Genomic DNA, 19,728 nt, shown 5'->3' on the forward strand with positions numbered 1-19,728 from the left:
CATGACGGATAATCCGAATAAAAAAACATTCTGGGATAAAGTCCATCTCGATCCCACAATGCTGCTGATCTTACTGGCATTGCTGGTTTACAGCGCCCTGGTTATCTGGAGCGCCAGCGGTCAGGATATCGGCATGATGGAGCGTAAAATTGGCCAAATCGCGATGGGTCTGGTCATCATGGTGGTGATGGCGCAAATCCCTCCACGCGTTTATGAAGGCTGGGCACCCTATCTCTACATCATCTGTATTATTTTGCTGGTGGCGGTAGATGCGTTCGGCGCAATCTCTAAAGGCGCTCAACGCTGGCTGGACCTCGGTATCGTTCGTTTTCAGCCGTCAGAAATTGCCAAAATAGCCGTACCACTAATGGTAGCGCGCTTTATCAACCGCGACGTTTGTCCACCGTCGTTGAAGAACACCGGCATCGCACTGGTGCTGATATTTATGCCCACGCTGCTGGTGGCTGCGCAGCCTGACCTGGGAACATCAATCCTCGTTGCGCTTTCCGGTCTGTTTGTACTGTTCCTCTCTGGCCTTAGCTGGCGTCTGATTGGCGTCGCAGTAGTGCTGGTGGCGGCGTTCATTCCTATTCTGTGGTTCTTCCTGATGCATGATTACCAGCGCCAGCGTGTAATGATGCTCCTGGACCCGGAATCAGACCCACTCGGCGCGGGCTATCACATTATTCAGTCTAAAATTGCTATTGGCTCCGGCGGATTACGCGGCAAAGGCTGGCTGCACGGTACTCAGTCACAGCTTGAATTTCTCCCCGAACGCCATACTGACTTTATTTTCGCGGTACTGGCGGAAGAGCTGGGGTTAGTGGGCATTTTGATTCTGCTCGCTCTCTACATTCTGCTGATCATGCGCGGGCTGTGGATAGCCGCCAGAGCGCAAACCACCTTTGGTCGCGTCATGGCTGGCGGCTTAATGCTGATATTATTCGTTTATGTCTTCGTAAATATTGGTATGGTAAGCGGTATTCTGCCGGTTGTAGGGGTTCCGCTCCCACTGGTCAGTTATGGAGGATCAGCGCTAATTGTGCTGATGGCTGGGTTTGGGATTGTTATGTCAATCCACACCCACAGGAAAATGTTGTCGAAAAGCGTGTAAGAGGTGCGCAATGCGTAAGCAGTGGCTCGGGATCTGCATCGCGGCAGGAATGCTCGCGGCATGTACAAGCGATGATGGTCAGCAACAGACGGTAAGTGTACCGCAGCCTGCGGTATGTAACGGCCCCATAGTTGAAATTAGCGGGGCGGACCCGCGTTTCGAACCACTGAACGCGACGGCAAATCAGGATTACCAGCGCGATGGTAAAAGCTACAAAATCGTGCAGGATCCATCTCGATTTAGCCAGGCGGGACTGGCCGCAATCTATGACGCCGAACCAGGCAGTAACCTGACGGCCTCTGGCGAAGCATTCGATCCGACACAGCTGACAGCGGCCCATCCAACGCTTCCGATCCCCAGCTACGCCAGAATCACTAACCTGGCTAACGGGCGAATGATCGTGGTGCGCATTAATGATCGCGGTCCTTACGGCAACGACCGCGTTATTTCGCTTTCTCGCGCGGCAGCTGACCGTCTTAACACGTCAAACAACACCAAAGTTCGTATCGATCCGATTATTGTCGCCCAGGATGGTTCGCTTTCTGGTCCTGGTATGGCCTGTACCACAGTTGCCAAACAGACTTACGCCCTGCCTGCACCTCCCGATTTAAGCGGTGGCGCGGGAACAAGTTCAGTGTCTGGCCCGCAGGGTGACATTCTTCCGGTCAGTAATTCGACGCTAAAAAGCGAAGATCCGACCGGCGCGCCGGTAACCAGCAGCGGTTTCCTCGGTGCACCAACGACGTTAGCGCCTGGTGTGCTGGAAGGCAGCGAACCAACACCTGCGCCACAGCCCGTTGTTACAGCTCCCTCGACAACGCCTGCAACCTCGCCTGCAATGGTGACACCGCAAGCCGCCTCGCAAAGCGCTAGCGGCAACTTTATGGTGCAAGTTGGGGCCGTAAGCGATCAGGCGCGTGCGCAACAGTACCAACAGCAACTGGGACAGAAGTTCGGCGTCCCCGGTCGCGTAACTCAAAATGGCGCGGTCTGGCGGATCCAGCTTGGCCCATTCGCCAGCAAAGCCGAAGCCAGTACCTTGCAGCAACGTTTGCAAACCGAAGCCCAATTGCAGTCATTTATTACCACCGCGCAGTAGCGTAAAGCAGGCATCTGATGTGTCAATTTCTGTAAATGACGTTAACAAAGTCACGCGGAAAGTCAGATGCCTGCCGGTAGTGCATTTGCTATAGTAGGGCACTTTTTTTAATTCCATCACGGATGTCGTAGTTCAGACCATGAATACCATTTTTTCCGCTCGTATCATGAAGCGCCTGGCGCTCACCACGGCTCTTTGCACAGCCTTTATCTCTGCTGCACATGCCGATGACCTGAATATCAAAACTATGATCCCGGGTGTACCGCAGATCGATGCGGAGTCCTACATCCTGATTGACTATAACTCGGGCAAAGTGCTCGCCGAACAGAACGCAGATGTCCGCCGCGATCCTGCCAGTCTGACCAAAATGATGACCAGTTACGTTATCGGCCAGGCAATGAAAGCCGGTAAATTTAAAGAAACTGATTTAGTCACCATCGGCAACGACGCATGGGCCACCGGTAACCCGGTATTTAAAGGTTCTTCGCTGATGTTCCTCAAACCGGGCATGCAGGTTCCGGTTTCTCAGCTGATCCGCGGTATTAACCTGCAATCGGGTAACGATGCTTGCGTCGCCATGGCCGATTTTGCCGCTGGTAGCCAGGACGCTTTTGTTGGCTTGATGAACAGCTACGTTAACGCACTGGGCCTGAAAAACACTCACTTCCAGACCGTGCACGGTCTCGACGCTGACGGTCAGTACAGCTCCGCGCGAGATATGGCGCTGATCGGCCAGGCGTTGATCCGTGACGTACCGAATGAATACTCGATCTATAAAGAAAAAGAATTTACGTTTAACGGTATTCGCCAGCTGAACCGTAACGGCCTGTTATGGGATAACAGCCTGAATGTCGACGGCATCAAAACCGGACACACTGACAAAGCAGGTTACAACCTTGTTGCTTCTGCGACTGAAGGCCAGATGCGCTTGATCTCTGCGGTGATGGGCGGACGTACTTTTAAAGGCCGTGAAGCCGAAAGTAAAAAACTGCTAACCTGGGGCTTCCGTTTCTTCGAAACCGTTAACCCACTGAAAGTAGGTAAAGAGTTCGCCTCTGAACCGGTTTGGTTTGGTGATTCTGATCGCGCTTCGTTAGGTGTTGATAAAGACGTGTACCTGACCATTCCGCGTGGCCGCATGAAAGATCTGAAAGCCAGCTATGTGCTGAACAGCAGTGAATTGCATGCGCCGCTGCAAAAGAATCAGGTCGTCGGTACTATCAACTTCCAGCTTGATGGCAAAACGATCGAACAACGCCCGCTGGTTGTGCTGCAAGAAATCCCGGAAGGCAACTTCTTCGGCAAAATCATTGATTACATTAAGTTAATGTTCCATCACTGGTTTGGTTAAAAATCGAACACTTGAAAGTGTGATTTCCGCCCCCATATACTAAGCATCAGTAAAAAACTCCCGCCTTCTGGCGGGAGTTGCTATTTAATTACGTTACGCCGGAGCTGACATGAAAACCAAACTTAACGAACTGCTTGAATTCCCTACTCCTTTTACTTACAAAGTTATGGGGCAGGCGTTACCTGAGCTGGTTGATCAGGTGGTTGAAGTGGTACAGCGCCATGCGCCAGGTGACTACACCCCAACGGTAAAACCAAGCAGCAAAGGCAACTACCACTCGGTATCTATCACTATCAACGCCACTCATATTGAGCAGGTTGAAACACTGTATGAAGAACTGGGCAAAATCGATATTGTCCGCATGGTTCTGTAACTCGCGTATTCTTTACCCGGCCCCTGGTCGGGTAACTCCCCTCTCCTCGCTGTGATATACTTTTCCCCCACTTTTACTCATTCTCCACGGAGATGCCGTTTTGTATCAGGATAAAATTCTTGTCCGCCAGCTCGGTCTTCAGCCTTACGAGCCAATCTCCCAGGCTATGCATGAATTCACCGATACCCGCGATGAAAGTACCCTTGATGAAATCTGGCTGGTCGAGCACTATCCGGTATTCACCCAAGGGCAGGCAGGAAAAGCGGAGCACATTTTAATGCCGGGCGATATTCCGGTGATCCAAAGCGATCGCGGTGGGCAGGTGACTTATCACGGGCCGGGGCAACAGGTGATGTATGTGTTGCTTAACCTGAAACGCCGTAAACTCGGTGTGCGTGAACTGGTGACCTTGCTCGAGCAAACAGTGGTGAATACCCTGGCTGAACTGGGTATAGAAGCACATCCTCGGGCTGACGCGCCTGGTGTCTATGTCGGGGAAAAGAAAATTTGCTCACTTGGCTTACGTATTCGGCGCGGTTGTTCATTCCACGGTCTGGCATTAAACGTCAATATGGATCTTTCGCCATTTTTACGTATTAATCCTTGTGGGTATGCCGGAATGGAAATGGCTAAAATATCACAATGGAAACCCGAAGCGACAACTAATAATATTGCACCGCGTTTGCTAGAAAATATTTTAGTGCTACTAAACAATCCCGACTTCGAATATATTACCGCTTAATTACATACATCAATGGCCCAATTTACACTGGGTCATTACTCATAATACCTGCTAATGCTTTACTTCTCCTTCGCGTTTGTATATTTTCTTTATCACTTGCAGAAATGCGATGCAATGCTTCGCTCCGTAACTCACCCCATTGATTAACTTATTGAAATAGTTGACTATGGTGAGCAAAAGCGTTCCATTCAAATTAGATATAAGATTATTGTAATTTTTTTAAATATTATTTTTCCATGAATAAAATTGGAGTAAGTGCGTGGATAGTAATAATCAAATTGAACCCTGTTTAAGCAGAAAGTCGTCAGAAGGTAAACCACAAATATTTACAACCTTACGAAATATTGATCTTAACCTTCTGACTATTTTTGAAGCTGTATATGTACATAAAGGGATCGTTAATGCAGCGAAAGTGCTTAATCTGACCCCCTCGGCAATCAGTCAGTCTATTCAGAAACTGCGCGTTATATTCCCTGACCCATTGTTTATTCGCAAAGGCCAGGGTGTCACACCTACCGCATTTGCGATGCATCTACATGAGTATATCAGTCAGGGCCTTGAGTCCATTCTTGGCGCGCTGGATATCGAAGGAACCTATGATAAGCAACGAACGATAACTATTGCGACCACCCCCTCGGTCGGAGCCCTGGTCCTTCCAGTCATCTATCGCGCGATTAAAACTCATTATCCGCAGCTTTTACTGCGCAACCCCCCTATCAGCGACGCGGAAAGCCAACTCAGTCAGTTTCAAACCGATCTCATCATTGATAACATGTTCTGCACCAATCGTACGGTACAACATCATGTTCTGTTCACCGACAATATGGTGTTAATTTGCCGCGAGGGAAATTCGCTACTCTCCTTAGAAGATGACAGAGAGACTATCGAAAACGCTGCACATGTACTCCTGTTACCGGAAGGGCAAAATTTCAGCGGTCTGCGGCAGAGAGTTCAAGAGATGTTTCCGGACCGGCAAATCAGTTTCACCAGCTACAACATTTTGACAATCGCTGCACTGGTTGCCAACAGTGACATGTTAGCGATTATTCCCAGCCGTTTTTATAACCTGTTTAGCCGTTGTTGGCCGCTGGAAAAACTGCCTTTTCCGTCCTTAAATGAGGAGCAAATAGATTTCTCTATCCACTACAACAAATTCAGCCTGCGTGATCCCATCCTGCACGGGGTAATAGATGTTATCCGTAATGCATTTTGAAAAAGTATTGTTACAGCCAGATCACAGCGAAGAACGAAAAAATGGCACAATCCAACAACAATTTTACATTTTCGCGACCGCTTTGGCTGCTTTCAGGTCCGTTTCAATGATATACTGCCAGTCGTTAATTCAAAAATAGTTGATAATTACAACAATCTATTGAATTGAAACGCTTTCCTTCGTAATTCGCAACTGGAACACGCACGCTATGAGTAAACCCATTGTGATGGAACGCGGTGTTAAATACCGCGATGCCGATAAGATGGCCCTTATCCCGGTTAAAAACGTGGCAACAGAGCGCGAAGCCCTGCTGCGCAAGCCGGAATGGATGAAAATCAAGCTTCCAGCGGACTCTACACGTATCCAGGGCATCAAAGCCGCAATGCGCAAAAATGGCCTGCATTCTGTCTGCGAGGAAGCCTCCTGCCCTAACCTGGCGGAATGCTTCAACCACGGCACAGCAACGTTTATGATCCTCGGCGCTATTTGTACCCGCCGTTGTCCGTTCTGTGACGTTGCCCACGGTCGCCCGGTAGCTCCGGATGCCAATGAACCAGTGAAACTGGCGCAGACCATTGCCGATATGGCGCTGCGTTATGTGGTTATCACCTCCGTTGACCGTGATGACCTGCGCGATGGCGGTGCCCAGCACTTTGCGGATTGCATTACTGCCATTCGGGAAAAAAGCCCGCAAATCAAAATTGAAACTCTGGTGCCGGATTTCCGCGGTCGTATGGATCGTGCTCTGGATATTCTGACCGCCACACCACCAGATGTGTTCAACCATAACCTGGAAAACGTACCGCGTATTTACCGTCAGGTACGGCCTGGTGCAGATTACAACTGGTCGCTGAAGCTGCTGGAACGCTTTAAAGAAGCGCATCCGGAAATCCCGACCAAGTCTGGTCTGATGGTGGGTCTGGGTGAAACCAATGAAGAAATTATTGAGGTAATGCGCGATCTGCGTCGTCACGGTGTGACGATGTTAACACTGGGACAATATTTGCAACCAAGCCGCCATCACCTGCCGGTTCAACGTTACGTTAGCCCGGATGAGTTCGACGAAATGAAAGCCGAAGCGCTGGCGATGGGCTTTACCCATGCTGCATGCGGTCCGTTTGTCCGCTCGTCTTACCACGCCGATTTGCAGGCGAAAGGGATGGAAGTTAAGTAATCCTGTAATAATTACTTACATCTGTCTGATAAAAAACCCGCTTTTTGAAGCGGGTTTTTTGTATCGAACAAGATATTGAGGGAGCGTCCTGCTCGCCACGTCACTCTTTATGAGAGAGCTTTTCAGCCTGAAGATCAACGTCTGCGCCTTTTTTCGCCGCAGCATCGTCATCATTCATCGCCTTCTTGAACCCTTTAATGGCCGCTCCAAGGTCTCCGCCCAGCGTACGTAACTTCTTAGTCCCAAACAGCAGAACGACCAGCGCCGCAACTACCAGCAGTTTGGTAATACTAATCTCACCCATAGATACCTTCTTGACATATAACCGGCAACAGAACGCGCCTTAAAAACCAGAGAATATTAACGGTCATTCGACGCGCGCACACAATAGCAATCTGTAACAAGGTGAATCAAGCGCCGAGTAAAAAAACATCATAATAATTGCGGCGGCGCAAAGCGACGGTTGTTTAAGACGGGCAGTTGCGCGCGGACCTGACGCACACGTTCGGGCGTCACTTCCGCCATAATGAGTGCAGGCATTTCTGACGCTGCCGCAATGGTGACGCCAAAGGGATCTATAATCCGGCTTTGCCCGATATTTTTGTTCCCGCACTCCCCCGCCGCCACCATATAACAGGTGGTATCCAGCGCACGAGCGGCAAGCAACGTTGACCAGTGATGCTCTTTGAGCGGCCCGCGAACCCAGGCGGCAGGAAGTACCAGGATTTCAGCTCCCTGTAATGCCTGTGCCAGCGCCAGCTCTGGAAAGCGTAAGTCATAACAGGTCATCAGACCGACCTTCATCCCTTCCACCTCCAGTAACGGAGCTATTTCATTACCAGCATCAACATGGCGTGATTCCTGAATGGCAAATGCATCATAGAGATGCAGTTTGGCATAACGGGCGACGATGTTTCCTGCCTGTAACGCCACCAGCATATTCCATGCGCGCCCCGGCGTTGAAGGAACATGAATCGTCAGAATTGTCGTCATCATGTTACGTTTACTTTCTCGCCGTAAACGTCCGAGGAATTCGCCTTCCAGCAGCTGTGCTGATTTAACCGATAGATCTGCATCATGATCATCACGCGCCAACAATGCTTCCGGCAGGACAAACAGCGAAACGTCGTTTTCCGCCGCCTGCGCCATCAACGAGGCACAAATCTCAGCGTTCTTTTCCCACACAGATGTAACAGCAAACTGTCCTGCGGCAACCAGCATTGCCACCTCCTCCTGTCAGAGTCGTAAAATTCGCCAACGGCGATTATTCGGCGTTACACTTATCACTCATACAAATCAAATAGCAGGATTTTGCAGTGTTACAACTTCTTTTAGCAGTTTTTATTGGCGGTGGTACGGGAAGCGTGGCGAGATGGCTGTTAAGTATGCGATTTAACCCGCTGCATCAGGCGATTCCGTTGGGGACGCTGGCTGCAAACCTGATTGGGGCATTCATCATAGGAATGGGATTCGCCTGGTTTAGCAGGATGACGAACATTGATCCAGTGTGGAAAGTATTAATCACCACCGGATTTTGTGGCGGTCTAACAACCTTCTCAACATTTTCGGCAGAAGTGGTGTTTTTGTTACAAGAGGGCCGCTTTGGCTGGGCATTACTGAACGTTTTCGTCAACCTTCTGGGGTCTTTTGCCATGACCGCACTGGCTTTCTGGCTGTTTTCGGCCTCAACCGCACACTAAAGACCAAAAAAAACCCGCTGATTAAGCGGGTTTTGAATTCTTGCTGACGTATCTTACAGAGCGATTACGTTTGCAGCAGAAGGGCCTTTGGCACCGTTAGTGATTTCGAACTCTACGCGCTGACCTTCAGCAAGAGTTTTAAAACCATTAGTCTGGATTGCAGAGAAGTGTACGAACACGTCTTTGCTGCCGTCTTCCGGAGTAATGAAACCGAATCCTTTGGACTCATTAAACCACTTAACGTTACCTTTAATCTTAGACATCAAAATTACCTTTACATGAAAAATAGACACAAATGCTGTGTCGGTTACCAGTACACCAATTGTGGTACGCTTTGTCCAGTGCAACTTTACTAAAAAGTGATAAAAGTCGCGTTATTTTTGATGTTAATTATTTTACTCATTGATTTTAAAGAAGTTACTAAAATTTCATTTGTCTCAAAACTGAAAGCGCATCCAGGCAAAGTACACATTGCCATTGTTATAGGTACCCGGAATGTAGGTCATCTGAAAAGTCACTGGACCATAACCCACAGAGGCCAATGGCAGTAGAACCGGGAGAGGGATGTAATTCCAGTTATCGCGTGCCGTTACGCCAGCGGTGAATCCCAGTCCTAAATGAAAATTTTCATCCGCCAGCGGTCGCCAGGTACTTTCCCATCCGTATCCGGCAATCGGTTCCCATTTGTTCCACGAGTCCTTAAATGCCATGGCATACAGGCCATGCCAGTTTCCTTTTTCATCCCAACGCGACTGACCAAAACCGCCACCCCACGGTCGCTCGTTATAACGATCGGTTTTTTCTTTGTCGTAAGCGAAACGTGCATGCCAGGTGATGGCAGGAATATATAAATCATAATGTTCAGGCTGTTGCCAGGTTTGTGTAATATTTTCTCCAAACGTTGTCATCCACTCATCTGCGTTAGCTAAAACTTTACCAACGCTGATTAACTGAATAAAAACAAAGGAAAATATAGCGACATATTTACTCACGTTCATTTGTGACCATAAAACATTTATCAAAAATCTACTATTAGCATAGCAAAGCTACAATTAACATAACCTTAATAGGCCCAACATGAAGAATAATCTGAATAGCTGCTCTATTTATTTCCGCTTGTTCAAGATAAATATTTCCGTGCATCGATTTAAGATGACACTTCGTTTTCTGCGATGGGAATAGTCATAAAAGAAAAAGCAAGTTGTTTCTGATAACAAAATGCAACCAAGAAAAAATTAACTTATTTTTTAATAAGATACAAAAAAAACATCTTAATGAAGAGTATATTATATATTGTCAACCCACGCCCATTGCAGATTGTTTTTTGAGCACACAACCGCAGCTAACACCATTGCAATTAACAAATTTGCATCAATCCACCATCAATTTACACACATTATTATGTGATAATTGCCAAACGCTAAATATGCGTTTTGTTATCTATGTATAAAAACAGCAACTTCAATGTCTTAATGGCAGTTTTTCTTGATTTTAATCAGCATTCACCGCCAATTTATTGGGCATATTTTTTCCTTAAGTTTTAGGAATTTTTTATTATTTACTTTGGGGCCTGGAGACAGGAAAAATTATGCTGACATTCATTGAACTCCTTATTGGGGTTGTGGTTATTGTGGGTGTAGCTCGCTACATCATTAAAGGGTATTCCGCCACTGGCGTGTTATTTGTCGGTGGCCTGTTATTGCTGATTATCAGTGCCATTATGGGGCACAAAGTGTTACCGTCCAGCCAGGCTTCAACAGGCTACAGCGCCACGGATATCGTTGAATACGTTAAAATATTGCTAATGAGCCGCGGCGGCGACCTCGGCATGATGATTATGATGCTGTGTGGCTTTGCCGCTTACATGACCCATATCGGCGCGAATGATATGGTGGTCAAGCTGGCGTCAAAACCATTGCAGTATATTAACTCCCCTTACCTGCTGATGATTGCCGCCTATTTTGTCGCCTGTCTGATGTCTCTGGCCGTCTCTTCCGCAACCGGTCTGGGTGTTTTGCTGATGGCAACCCTGTTTCCGGTGATGGTAAACGTTGGTATCAGCCGTGGTGCAGCTGCTGCTATTTGTGCCTCCCCGGCGGCGATTATTCTCGCACCGACTTCAGGGGATGTGGTGCTGGCGGCGCAGGCTTCCGAAATGTCGCTGATTGATTTCGCCTTCAAAACGACGCTGCCTATCTCAATTGCTGCAATTATCGGCATGGCGATCGCCCACTTCTTCTGGCAACGTTATCTGGATAAAAAAGAGCACATCTCTCATGAAATGTTAGATGTCAGTGAAATCACCACCACTGCCCCTGCGTTTTATGCCATTTTGCCGTTCACGCCGATCATCGGAGTGCTGATTTTTGACGGCAAATGGGGGCCGCAATTACACATCATCACTATTCTGGTGATTTGTATGCTGATTGCCTCCATTCTGGAGTTCATCCGCAGCTTTAATACCCAGAAAGTGTTCTCGGGCCTGGAAGTGGCTTATCGCGGGATGGCAGATGCGTTTGCTAACGTGGTGATGCTGCTGGTTGCCGCTGGGGTATTCGCTCAGGGGCTTAGCACCATCGGCTTTATTCAAAGTCTGATTTCTATCGCCACTTCGTTTGGTTCGGCGAGTATCATCCTGATGCTGGTATTGGTGATCCTGACAATGCTGGCGGCAGTCACGACCGGTTCAGGCAATGCGCCGTTTTATGCGTTTGTTGAGATGATCCCGAAACTGGCGCACTCTTCCGGCATTAACCCGGCGTATTTGACTATCCCAATGCTGCAGGCGTCAAACCTCGGTCGTACCCTGTCACCCGTTTCTGGCGTAGTCGTTGCGGTTGCCGGGATGGCGAAAATCTCACCATTTGAAGTCGTAAAACGCACCTCGGTGCCGGTGCTTGTTGGGCTGGTGATTGTTATCGTTGCTACAGAGCTGATGGTGCCAGGAACGGCAGCCGCGGTCACAGGCAAGTAAATAGTCATGCCGGAGGCAAGCTTCCTCCGGCTTTATCATGTCACCCACTGTGGTATATGCGTTGCGGTCTGCCAACTTTGCCGTGAACAATTTCAGCAATAATCAGATGGCGGCTGGCGCAATATTCAAGATAACGTCTGGCAGTGGTGCGGCTGATAGTCAGTGCCTGCGCCACCGTTTCTGCCGTATGTTGCACACCAGGCTCTTTAAACAGTTTTCGCACCGCGTTTAGCGTCAAGGGGTCAATGCCGGTCGGCAGTTCGTCTTTGGGTTCACCGCGAGCATAGGCATTAAACATCTCATCGATTTGCTTCTGGCTGGCGCTATCAATACTTTCCAGCATATGTTTACGCTGGCGGAAACGGGTTAGCGTTTGCCCCAGCCGTTCATAGGCAATTGGCTTAATGAGATAATCAAATACACCACAACGTACGGCTTCAGACACCGTTTCCATATCACTGGCTGCAGTGGTAAACACCACGTCGCCGGGATAATGCGCCTGCACCAGTTCATGCAGTAAATTAATCCCTCTACCGTCAGGAAGATAGTTATCGAGCAAGATTAGCCCCGGCTTAAAACGCTCGATCATCATTCGGGCCTGCGCCAGGTTTCCCGCCAGTAATATCTGACTGAATCCGGGAATGTGACGAATATATTCCGCATGCATCTCTGCCAGCGGCGTTTCGTCCTCAACGATCAATAGGGTTAATGGAGCTGTCATTAGGTTTCACTTTCGGAATATAGATTGAAAATAAGGTACCGCAGGGATCATTATCTTCGAGAGTGATAACACCACCGCAGCGCGTTACGTAGCTGGCAATCAAGTACAACCCAATGCCATGTTCGCCGGGCTCGTCAGCACGCGTACTGACACCCTGCTCAAATATTTTGTCTCGTAGAGACTCTGGAACGCCGCAGCCCTGATCGGCGACTTCAATCACCACATCATTGCCTTCATCGCTGAGGAATAATTCAACGATCTTGTTTCCTTCATCGCTACGCAGGCTGGCTTCGAAGGCGTTATCAAGTAAATTGCCAACAATGGCTGCAAACTCGGTGCTGTCCAGTCCTGGCGGCAGTTGCGAAAGCTGACTTCCGGGGACGATGACCATTTTTAGCCCCAGTTCGCGGGCGCGCTGCACTTTACCAAAAAGCAGCCCCGCCACCTGGCGATCGGCAAACGCCTCGCGCAGGCTATCAATAAGCTGTTGCTGGGCCTGAGACTCCCCCTGCACCATCGCCAACACGCGATCATACTCTTTCATCTGCAACAGACCATTGAGCGTCGACATCCAATTGAGATGCTCGTGTCGCAATGTGCGCAGGCTCTCGACGTATTGTTTAATTTGCGTCAGTTGTGCATTGAGGGTGGATATTTCGTCTTTACTACGAAAGCTGATAATGGCCCCCAGCAAATCATTACCAGAACGAATAGCTTCCCGGTTGGCAATAACGCTCAGACCGTTAAAGTTCGCCACCACATCCTGACGTTTTTCATCAATCTGTTCGGTAAAGAAATCGGCGGGCCTGACCACTTCAGCAATGGGTTTACCCAACCATTGCCGTCCGGGGGAACTCAGCCCCAGCATCTTTCTTGCGTTACGATTGATGGCGGTAATGTAACCGTGCGGATCCACCGCAATCAGCCCTTCATAAACCGAACTAAACAGCGCCTCTTGCTGACGGACCACGCGTGCGATTTGCTTTGGCTCCATGCCCATCATTTGCCGACGGATATGCGCGGCCAGGAACCACGACAGCAACATCAGAATCCCTAACAGCACGACAAACACGCCAGCCATCGGTAATAAAAACTCAGCCCGCCAGCTATCGATTTTACTCACCAGGTAGCCAATCGACACCACGCCGATGACTTTTCCATCGTCATCAAAGATTGGCGTTTTGGCACGCATCGCCATGCCAATTGACCCTTTCCCGGTGATAAAGTAGCTCTCCCCTTTCTCCAGCGCGCCCGGTTTGGTGAACTGCATAGGATAACCAATTTTCTCCGGATTAGGATGGTAAAGACGAATCGAGTGCCGATCGCCAATCACCACATAATCGAAATCAGTATCTCTTTGTAATTTGTCAGCGATGGTCGCCAGCCTCTTGTAGTCACGCGTTTTCACTGCGCTGATGATACTGTCATTAGAAGCAATAATTTTTGCCTGATTCATTGCCATGTCGCGCACATGAAGCGTTAAATAGTCCTCAAAACTGGCCGTAAAATATTGCGCCAGGGCTGCAATGACAAATATTGAGAACACCAGAATCAGCAAAAAGATACGCAGCGGAAATGCCAGTCTTTGGAAAAATGCAAACTGTTTATTCTCGTTAAGCTGCAACATTGTTTTCCTTGCGGGTTGTCCCGAGCCTCTTTGACGGATGTAATTAAAATGTTGAATCAAAATACATAGATATTAAATATAATCGTGGCAAATTTTATTCATTAAATCAATTAAATCACTTAAACCTGCGGGTCATTTCGTAATTACATTAATTAAAAAACTTAAAACCATTAAATAAATAAAAAACCACTAACTCTATGTGAAATAAATCAAAATTTCACGCTGCAATACTCCTTAGGATGTATAGCGAAAGGAGAAAAAGATATACCTCGATCGCCCCCCTTTCTCCCAAGTGAAAATAAAAGGTTATCAGTTTGCAACATTGAACAACATTCGTTGCAAATCGATAACAACATGCACCTTCAGGATACTATTTATTATGTTCGGCAATGATATTTTCACCCGTGTAAAACGTTCAGAAAATAAAAAAATGGCGGAAATCGCCCAATTCCTGCATGAAAATGATTTGAGCGTTGACACCACAGTCGAAGTATTTATTACCGTAACCCGCGATGAAAAGCTTATCGCGTGCGGTGGAATTGCCGGAAATATTATTAAATGCGTTGCTATCAGTGAATCCGTTCGCGGTGAAGGACTGGCGCTGACATTAGCCACTGAATTGATAAACCTCGCCTATGAGCGGCACAGCACGCATCTGTTTATTTATACCAAAACCGAATACGAGGCGCTGTTCCGCCAGTGCGGTTTTTCCACGCTGACCAGCGTCCCCGGCGTGATGGTGCTGATGGAAAACAGCGCCACGCGACTGAAACGCTATGCCGAATCGCTGAAAAAATTTCGTCATCCAGGGAACAAAATTGGCTGCATTGTGATGAACGCCAATCCCTTTACGAATGGTCACCGTTATCTGATTCAACAGGCTGCAGCACAGTGCGACTGGTTGCACCTGTTTTTAGTTAAAGAAGATTCTTCACGCTTTCCCTATGAAGACCGGCTGGATCTGGTGTTAAAAGGCACCGCCGATATTCCACGCCTGACTGTGCATCGCGGCTCCGAATACATCATCTCCCGCGCTACGTTCCCTTGCTACTTCATTAAAGAACAGAGCGTCATTAACCATTGTTACACCGAAATTGATCTGAAAATTTTCCGTCAGTACCTCGCTCCCGCGCTGGGTGTAACTCACCGCTTTGTCGGTACTGAACCCTTTTGTCGCGTTACCGCCCAGTACAACCAGGATATGCGCTACTGGCTGGAAACGCCGACTATCTCCGCACCGCCCATCGAACTGGTTGAAATTGAGCGGCTGCGTTACCAGGAGATGCCGATATCCGCTTCCCGGGTACGTCAACTGCTGGCGAAAAACGATCTCACGGCTATCGCGCCGCTGGTCCCTGCAGTCACGCTGCATTATTTGCAGAACCTGCTTGAGCACTCCCGCCAGGACGCGGCAGCTCGTCAAAAGACCCCCGCATGAGAAACAGGTGAAAAATGAAAATAAACCAGCCCGCCGTTGCAGGCACCCTTGAGTCTGGGGATGTGATGATACGCATCGCCCCACTCGATACGCAGGATATCGACCTGCAAATCAACAGCAGCGTTGAAAAACAGTTTGGTGATGCCATTCGCACCACCATTCTGGACGTTCTCGCCCGCTACAACGTGCGCGGCGTACAGCTGAATGTCGATGACAAAGGCGCACTGGACTGCATTTTACGTGCACGACTGGAAGCCCTGCTGGCACGCGCCAGCGGTATCCCGGCTCTGCCATGGGAGGATTGCCAATGATTTCCGCTTCGCTGCAACAACGTAAAACTCGCACCCGCCGCAGCATGTTGTTTGTGCCTGGTGCCAATGCCGCGATGGTCAGCAACTCATTCATCTACCCGGCTGATGCCCTGATGTTTGACCTCGAAGACTCCGTAGCATTGCGTGAAAAAGACACCGCCCGCCGCATGGTTTACCACGCGCTGCAACATCCGCTGTATCGCGATATTGAAACCATTGTGCGTGTAAACGCGCTGGATTCCGAATGGGGTGTCAACGACCTGGAAGCCGTCGTTCGCGGTGGTGCGGACGTTGTGCGTCTGCCGAAAACCGATACCGCTCAGGATGTTCTGGATATCGAAAAAGAGATCCTGCGTATCGAAAAAGCCTGTGGTCGTGAACCCGGCAGTACCGGCTTGCTGGCGGCGATTGAATCTCCGCTGGGCATTACCCGCGCAGTGGAAATCGCTCACGCTTCCGAGCGTTTGATCGGTATCGCCCTCGGTGCAGAAGACTATGTGCGCAACCTGCGTACAGAACGCTCCCCGGAAGGAACTGAACTGCTGTTCGCTCGCTGCTCCATTTTGCAGGCCGCGCGATCTGCGGGTATTCAGGCGTTCGATACCGTCTATTCTGACGCAAACAACGAAGCCGGATTCCTGCAAGAAGCCGCCCACATCAAACAGCTGGGCTTTGACGGCAAATCGCTGATCAACCCGCGTCAGATTGATCTGCTGCACAACCTCTACGCACCGACCCAGAAAGAAGTGGATCACGCCCGCCGCGTCGTAGAAGCCGCTGAAGCCGCCGCTCGCGAAGGCCTCGGCGTGGTTTCCCTGAACGGCAAGATGGTGGACGGTCCGGTTATCGATCGCGCCCGTCTGGTGCTCTCCCGTGCAGAACTTTCCGGCATCCGCGAAGAATAAGGCAATCAAAATGACGCAGAAAATTGAACAATCTCAACGACAAGAACGGGTAGCGGCCTGGAATCGTCGCGCTGAATGCGATCTTGCCGCTTTCCAGAACTCGCCAAAGCAAACCTACCAGGCTGAAAAAGCGCGCGATCGCAAACTGTGCGCCAACCTGGAAGAAGCGATTCGTCGCTCTGGTTTACAGGACGGCATGACGGTTTCCTTCCATCACGCTTTCCGTGGCGGTGACCTGACCGTCAATATGGTGATGGACGTCATCGCGAAGATGGGCTTTAAAAACCTGACTCTGGCCTCCAGCTCCCTGAGTGATTGCCATGCGCCGCTGGTAGAACACATTCGCCAGGGCGTGGTTACCCGCATTTATACCTCTGGCCTGCGCGGTCCACTGGCGGAAGAAATCTCCCGTGGTCTGCTGGCGGAACCGGTGCAAATCCACTCTCACGGCGGACGTGTGCATCTGGTACAGAGCGGCGAACTGAATATCGATGTGGCTTTCCTCGGCGTCCCGTCCTGTGATGAATTCGGTAATGCCAACGGCTACACCGGTAAAGCCTGCTGCGGCTCCCTCGGCTATGCAATGGTTGATGCCGACAACGCAAAACAGGTCGTGATGCTTACCGAAGAACTGCTGCCTTATCCGCATAATCCGGCAAGCATTGAGCAAGATCAGGTTGATCTGATCGTCAAAGTTGATCGCGTTGGCGATGCTGCAAAAATCGGCGCTGGCGCGACCCGTATGACCACTAACCCGCGCGAACTGCTTATTGCCCGTAGCGCTGCGGATGTGATTGTTAACTCTGGCTACTTCAAAGAAGGTTTCTCCATGCAGACCGGCACCGGCGGCGCATCGCTGGCGGTAACCCGTTTCCTGGAAGACAAAATGCGTAGCCGCGATATTCGCGCTGACTTCGCCCTCGGTGGTATTACCGCAACGATGGTTGATCTGCACGAAAAAGGTCTGATCCGCAAACTGCTGGATGTGCAGAGCTTTGACAGCCACGCTGCACAATCGCTGGCCCGTAACCCCAATCACATCGAAATCAGCGCCAACCAGTACGCTAACTGGGGTTCAAAAGGTGCATCGGTTGATCGTCTCGACGTGGTGGTACTGAGCGCGCTGGAAATTGACACCCAGTTCAACGTTAACGTGCTGACCGGCTCTGACGGCGTACTGCGTGGCGCTTCCGGTGGTCACTGCGATACCGCGATTGCCTCTGCGCTTTCCATCATCGTCGCGCCGCTGGTACGCGGTCGTATTCCGACGCTGGTGGATAACGTGCTGACCTGCATCACCCCGGGCTCCAGTGTCGATATTCTGGTCACAGACCACGGTATCGCAGTTAACCCGGCACGTCCGGAACTGGCAGAACGTCTGCAGGAAGCGGGGATCAAAGTGGTTTCTATTGAGTGGCTGCGTGAACGTGCGCGTCTGCTGACCGGTGAACCACAGCCGATTGAATTCACCGACCGCGTCGTTGCCGTTGTGCGTTACCGCGATGGCTCGGTGATCGATGTTGTGCATCAGGTGAAGGAATAAGCCATGCACCTGCTTCCTGAACTCGCCAGCCACCATGCGGTGTCAATTCCCGAGCTGCTCGTCAGCCGGGATGAAAGGCAAGCACGGCAACACGTCTGGCTCAAGCACCATCCTGTTCCACTGGTCTCCTTTACCGTGGTTGCGCCTGGGCCGATTAAAGACAGCGAGGTCACACGCCGAATTTTTAATCATGGCGTGACAGCCTTGCGTGCCTTAGCCGCAAAACAGGGCTGGCAAATTCAGGAGCAGGCTGCACTGGTTTCCGCCAGCGGGCCGGAGGGCATGTTGAGCATTGCCGCCCCGGCTCGCGACCTCAAGCTCGCCACCATTGAGCTTGAACATAGTCATCCTCTCGGGCGGTTATGGGATATCGATGTCCTGACACCCGAAGGCGAAATTCTCTCCCGCCGCGACTATTCACTGCCGCCTCGCCGCTGCCTGTTGTGCGAGCAAAGCGCAGCTATTTGCGCGCGTGGAAAAACCCATCAACTGACCGATTTACTCAACCGCATGGAGGCGCTGCTGAACGATGTCGATGCCTGCAACGTCAACTAAAACCACAAAGCTTGCGACGTCATTAATCGATGAGTACGCCCTGCTGGGCTGGCGCGCCATGCTGACTGAAGTCAATCTGTCACCGAAACCAGGCCTCGTGGATCGAATTAACTGCGGTGCGCACAAAGATATGGCGCTGGAAGATTTTCACCGCAGCACGCTGGCGATTCAGGGCTGGTTACCCCGTTTCATTGAATTTGGTGCCTGTAGTGCTGAAATGGCACCAGAAGCGGTACTCCACGGATTACGCCCAATTGGTATGGCTTGCGAAGGTGATATGTTCCGCGCCACTGCGGGCGTAAACACGCATAAAGGCAGCATTTTTTCTTTAGGGCTACTGTGTGCGGCAATTGGCCGTTTGCTTCAACTCAACCAGTCGGTAACGCCAATAACCATTTGTGCGACGGCGGCAAGTTTCTGCCGTGGCCTGACCGACCGCGAACTGCGTACCAATAATTCACAACTGACGGCAGGTCAACGGTTGTACCAGCAGCTAGGCCTTACCGGCGCACGCGGTGAAGCCGAAGCGGGTTATCCACTGGTGATCAACCACGCCCTGCCGCATTACCTCACTCTGCTGGATCAGGGGTTAGATCCTGAACTGGCATTGCTCGATACCTTACTCCTACTGATGGCGATCAACGGCGATACCAACGTTGCATCGCGCGGTGGCGAGGGGGGCCTGCGCTGGCTACAGCGCAAGGCGCAAACATTATTGCAAAAAGGGGGCATCCGAACCCCCGCCGATCTCGATTATCTCCGGCAGTTCGACAGGGAGTGTATCGAACGAAATCTCAGTCCAGGCGGCAGTGCCGACCTGCTGATCCTTACCTGGTTTTTAGCACAGATTTAATTATTTAAGCACTTGATAAATTTGGAAATATTAAT

The 19,728-nt window shown here is 50.1% G+C and carries 21 protein-coding genes; 15 read left to right on the top strand and 6 right to left on the bottom strand.

The annotated features are described in order from the left end of the window. Nucleotide 1 precedes the first annotated feature (1 nt). The 7 genes from mrdB to lipA all read left to right on the top strand — a co-directional run bounded on the left by mrdB (nt 2) and on the right by lipA (nt 7,066). The gene (gene mrdB, locus AABJ99_RS16660; protein ID WP_000131719.1) at nt 2–1,114 is read left to right on the top strand and encodes a peptidoglycan glycosyltransferase MrdB; all 1,113 of its coding nucleotides are present in this window, start codon (nt 2–4) and stop codon (nt 1,112–1,114) included. 10 nt (nt 1,115–1,124) lie between these two features. Beyond that, entirely contained in the window at nt 1,125–2,213 is a 1,089-nt protein-coding gene (gene rlpA, locus AABJ99_RS16665; RefSeq protein WP_001231428.1) for an endolytic peptidoglycan transglycosylase RlpA, read from the top strand. A 139-nt stretch (nt 2,214–2,352) separates the two neighbouring features. Further along, nucleotides 2,353–3,564 (top strand): D-alanyl-D-alanine carboxypeptidase DacA, encoded by a 1,212-nt coding sequence (gene dacA / locus AABJ99_RS16670; protein ID WP_001092082.1) that lies wholly within the window; start codon nt 2,353–2,355, stop codon nt 3,562–3,564. A 109-nt stretch (nt 3,565–3,673) separates the two neighbouring features. Further along, nucleotides 3,674–3,937 carry a DUF493 family protein YbeD gene (gene ybeD / locus AABJ99_RS16675; protein WP_000850550.1) on the top strand — a complete coding sequence of 88 codons (264 nt, stop codon included), beginning with the start codon at nt 3,674–3,676 and terminating at the stop codon, nt 3,935–3,937. 100 nt (nt 3,938–4,037) lie between these two features. Next, the gene (lipB, locus tag AABJ99_RS16680; protein ID WP_000284041.1) at nt 4,038–4,679 is read left to right on the top strand and encodes a lipoyl(octanoyl) transferase LipB; all 642 of its coding nucleotides are present in this window, start codon (nt 4,038–4,040) and stop codon (nt 4,677–4,679) included. Nucleotides 4,680–4,938: 259 nt separating this feature from the next. Continuing rightward, on the top strand, nt 4,939–5,892 hold the full coding sequence (gene ybeF, locus AABJ99_RS16685) for a YbeF family transcriptional regulator (protein WP_039021076.1): 954 nt from the start codon (nt 4,939–4,941) through the stop codon (nt 5,890–5,892). Between the two features lie 208 nt (nt 5,893–6,100). Then, complete coding sequence (lipA, locus tag AABJ99_RS16690; protein ID WP_000042632.1) at nt 6,101–7,066, top strand: lipoyl synthase; 966 nt, start codon at nt 6,101–6,103, stop codon at nt 7,064–7,066. A gap of 100 nt (nt 7,067–7,166) precedes the next feature. Here the strand turns inward: lipA and tatE are convergent, their stop codons facing one another. After that, complete coding sequence (gene tatE / locus AABJ99_RS16695; RefSeq protein ID WP_000503931.1) at nt 7,167–7,370, bottom strand: twin-arginine translocase subunit TatE; 204 nt, start codon at nt 7,368–7,370, stop codon at nt 7,167–7,169. Nucleotides 7,371–7,498: 128 nt separating this feature from the next. After that, entirely contained in the window at nt 7,499–8,287 is a 789-nt protein-coding gene (locus AABJ99_RS16700) for a deaminated glutathione amidase (protein ID WP_001305561.1), read from the bottom strand. 95 nt (nt 8,288–8,382) lie between these two features. Between AABJ99_RS16700 and crcB the strand changes: the two genes are divergently transcribed. Then, a complete protein-coding gene (crcB, locus tag AABJ99_RS16705) occupies nt 8,383–8,766 on the top strand; it encodes a fluoride efflux transporter CrcB (protein ID WP_000939738.1) in 384 nt (127 codons plus the stop codon). A 53-nt stretch (nt 8,767–8,819) separates the two neighbouring features. Here the strand turns inward: crcB and cspE are convergent, their stop codons facing one another. Both cspE and pagP read right to left on the bottom strand, forming a co-directional pair. Further along, nucleotides 8,820–9,029, bottom strand: a complete 210-nt coding sequence (gene cspE, locus AABJ99_RS16710; RefSeq protein WP_000034825.1) for a transcription antiterminator/RNA stability regulator CspE — start codon at nt 9,027–9,029, stop codon at nt 8,820–8,822. A gap of 174 nt (nt 9,030–9,203) precedes the next feature. After that, a complete protein-coding gene (gene pagP / locus AABJ99_RS16715) occupies nt 9,204–9,764 on the bottom strand; it encodes a lipid IV(A) palmitoyltransferase PagP (RefSeq protein WP_001601868.1) in 561 nt (186 codons plus the stop codon). 590 nt (nt 9,765–10,354) lie between these two features. Between pagP and dcuC the strand changes: the two genes are divergently transcribed. After that, the gene (gene dcuC / locus AABJ99_RS16720; RefSeq protein ID WP_000955057.1) at nt 10,355–11,740 is read left to right on the top strand and encodes an anaerobic C4-dicarboxylate transporter DcuC; all 1,386 of its coding nucleotides are present in this window, start codon (nt 10,355–10,357) and stop codon (nt 11,738–11,740) included. 40 nt (nt 11,741–11,780) lie between these two features. Here dcuC and dpiA read toward each other — a convergent pair whose 3' ends face one another. Together dpiA and dpiB are read right to left on the bottom strand one after the other, a co-directional pair. After that, complete coding sequence (dpiA, locus tag AABJ99_RS16725; RefSeq protein WP_000126500.1) at nt 11,781–12,461, bottom strand: two-component response regulator DpiA; 681 nt, start codon at nt 12,459–12,461, stop codon at nt 11,781–11,783. Beyond that, nucleotides 12,430–14,088: a sensor histidine kinase DpiB gene (dpiB, locus tag AABJ99_RS16730; RefSeq protein WP_338387382.1), complete on the bottom strand. Its 1,659-nt coding sequence runs from the start codon at nt 14,086–14,088 to the stop codon at nt 12,430–12,432. The genes dpiA and dpiB overlap by 32 nt, the downstream gene beginning before the upstream one ends. Nucleotides 14,089–14,467: 379 nt before the next feature. Here dpiB and citC point away from each other — a divergent pair, with 379 nt between their 5' ends. The 6 genes from citC to citG are packed head-to-tail and all read left to right on the top strand — an operon-like array spanning nt 14,468 to nt 19,693. Beyond that, nucleotides 14,468–15,526, top strand: a complete 1,059-nt coding sequence (gene citC, locus AABJ99_RS16735) for a [citrate (pro-3S)-lyase] ligase (RefSeq protein WP_000467705.1) — start codon at nt 14,468–14,470, stop codon at nt 15,524–15,526. Nucleotides 15,527–15,540: 14 nt separating this feature from the next. Continuing rightward, nucleotides 15,541–15,837, top strand: a complete 297-nt coding sequence (citD, locus tag AABJ99_RS16740) for a citrate lyase acyl carrier protein (RefSeq protein WP_000700703.1) — start codon at nt 15,541–15,543, stop codon at nt 15,835–15,837. Next, complete coding sequence (gene citE / locus AABJ99_RS16745) at nt 15,834–16,742, top strand: citrate (pro-3S)-lyase subunit beta (protein ID WP_000622357.1); 909 nt, start codon at nt 15,834–15,836, stop codon at nt 16,740–16,742. The genes citD and citE overlap by 4 nt, the downstream gene beginning before the upstream one ends. A gap of 10 nt (nt 16,743–16,752) precedes the next feature. Next, nucleotides 16,753–18,285 carry a citrate lyase subunit alpha gene (gene citF, locus AABJ99_RS16750; protein WP_000192245.1) on the top strand — a complete coding sequence of 511 codons (1,533 nt, stop codon included), beginning with the start codon at nt 16,753–16,755 and terminating at the stop codon, nt 18,283–18,285. A gap of 3 nt (nt 18,286–18,288) precedes the next feature. Beyond that, entirely contained in the window at nt 18,289–18,840 is a 552-nt protein-coding gene (citX, locus tag AABJ99_RS16755; RefSeq protein ID WP_039021074.1) for a citrate lyase holo-[acyl-carrier protein] synthase, read from the top strand. Beyond that, on the top strand, nt 18,815–19,693 hold the full coding sequence (citG, locus tag AABJ99_RS16760) for a triphosphoribosyl-dephospho-CoA synthase CitG (RefSeq protein ID WP_039021073.1): 879 nt from the start codon (nt 18,815–18,817) through the stop codon (nt 19,691–19,693). The genes citX and citG overlap by 26 nt, the downstream gene beginning before the upstream one ends. Nucleotides 19,694–19,728 lie beyond the last annotated feature (35 nt).

This window comes from Escherichia coli (assembly GCF_036503815.1).
GTDB lineage: Bacteria > Pseudomonadota > Gammaproteobacteria > Enterobacterales > Enterobacteriaceae > Escherichia > Escherichia coli_F.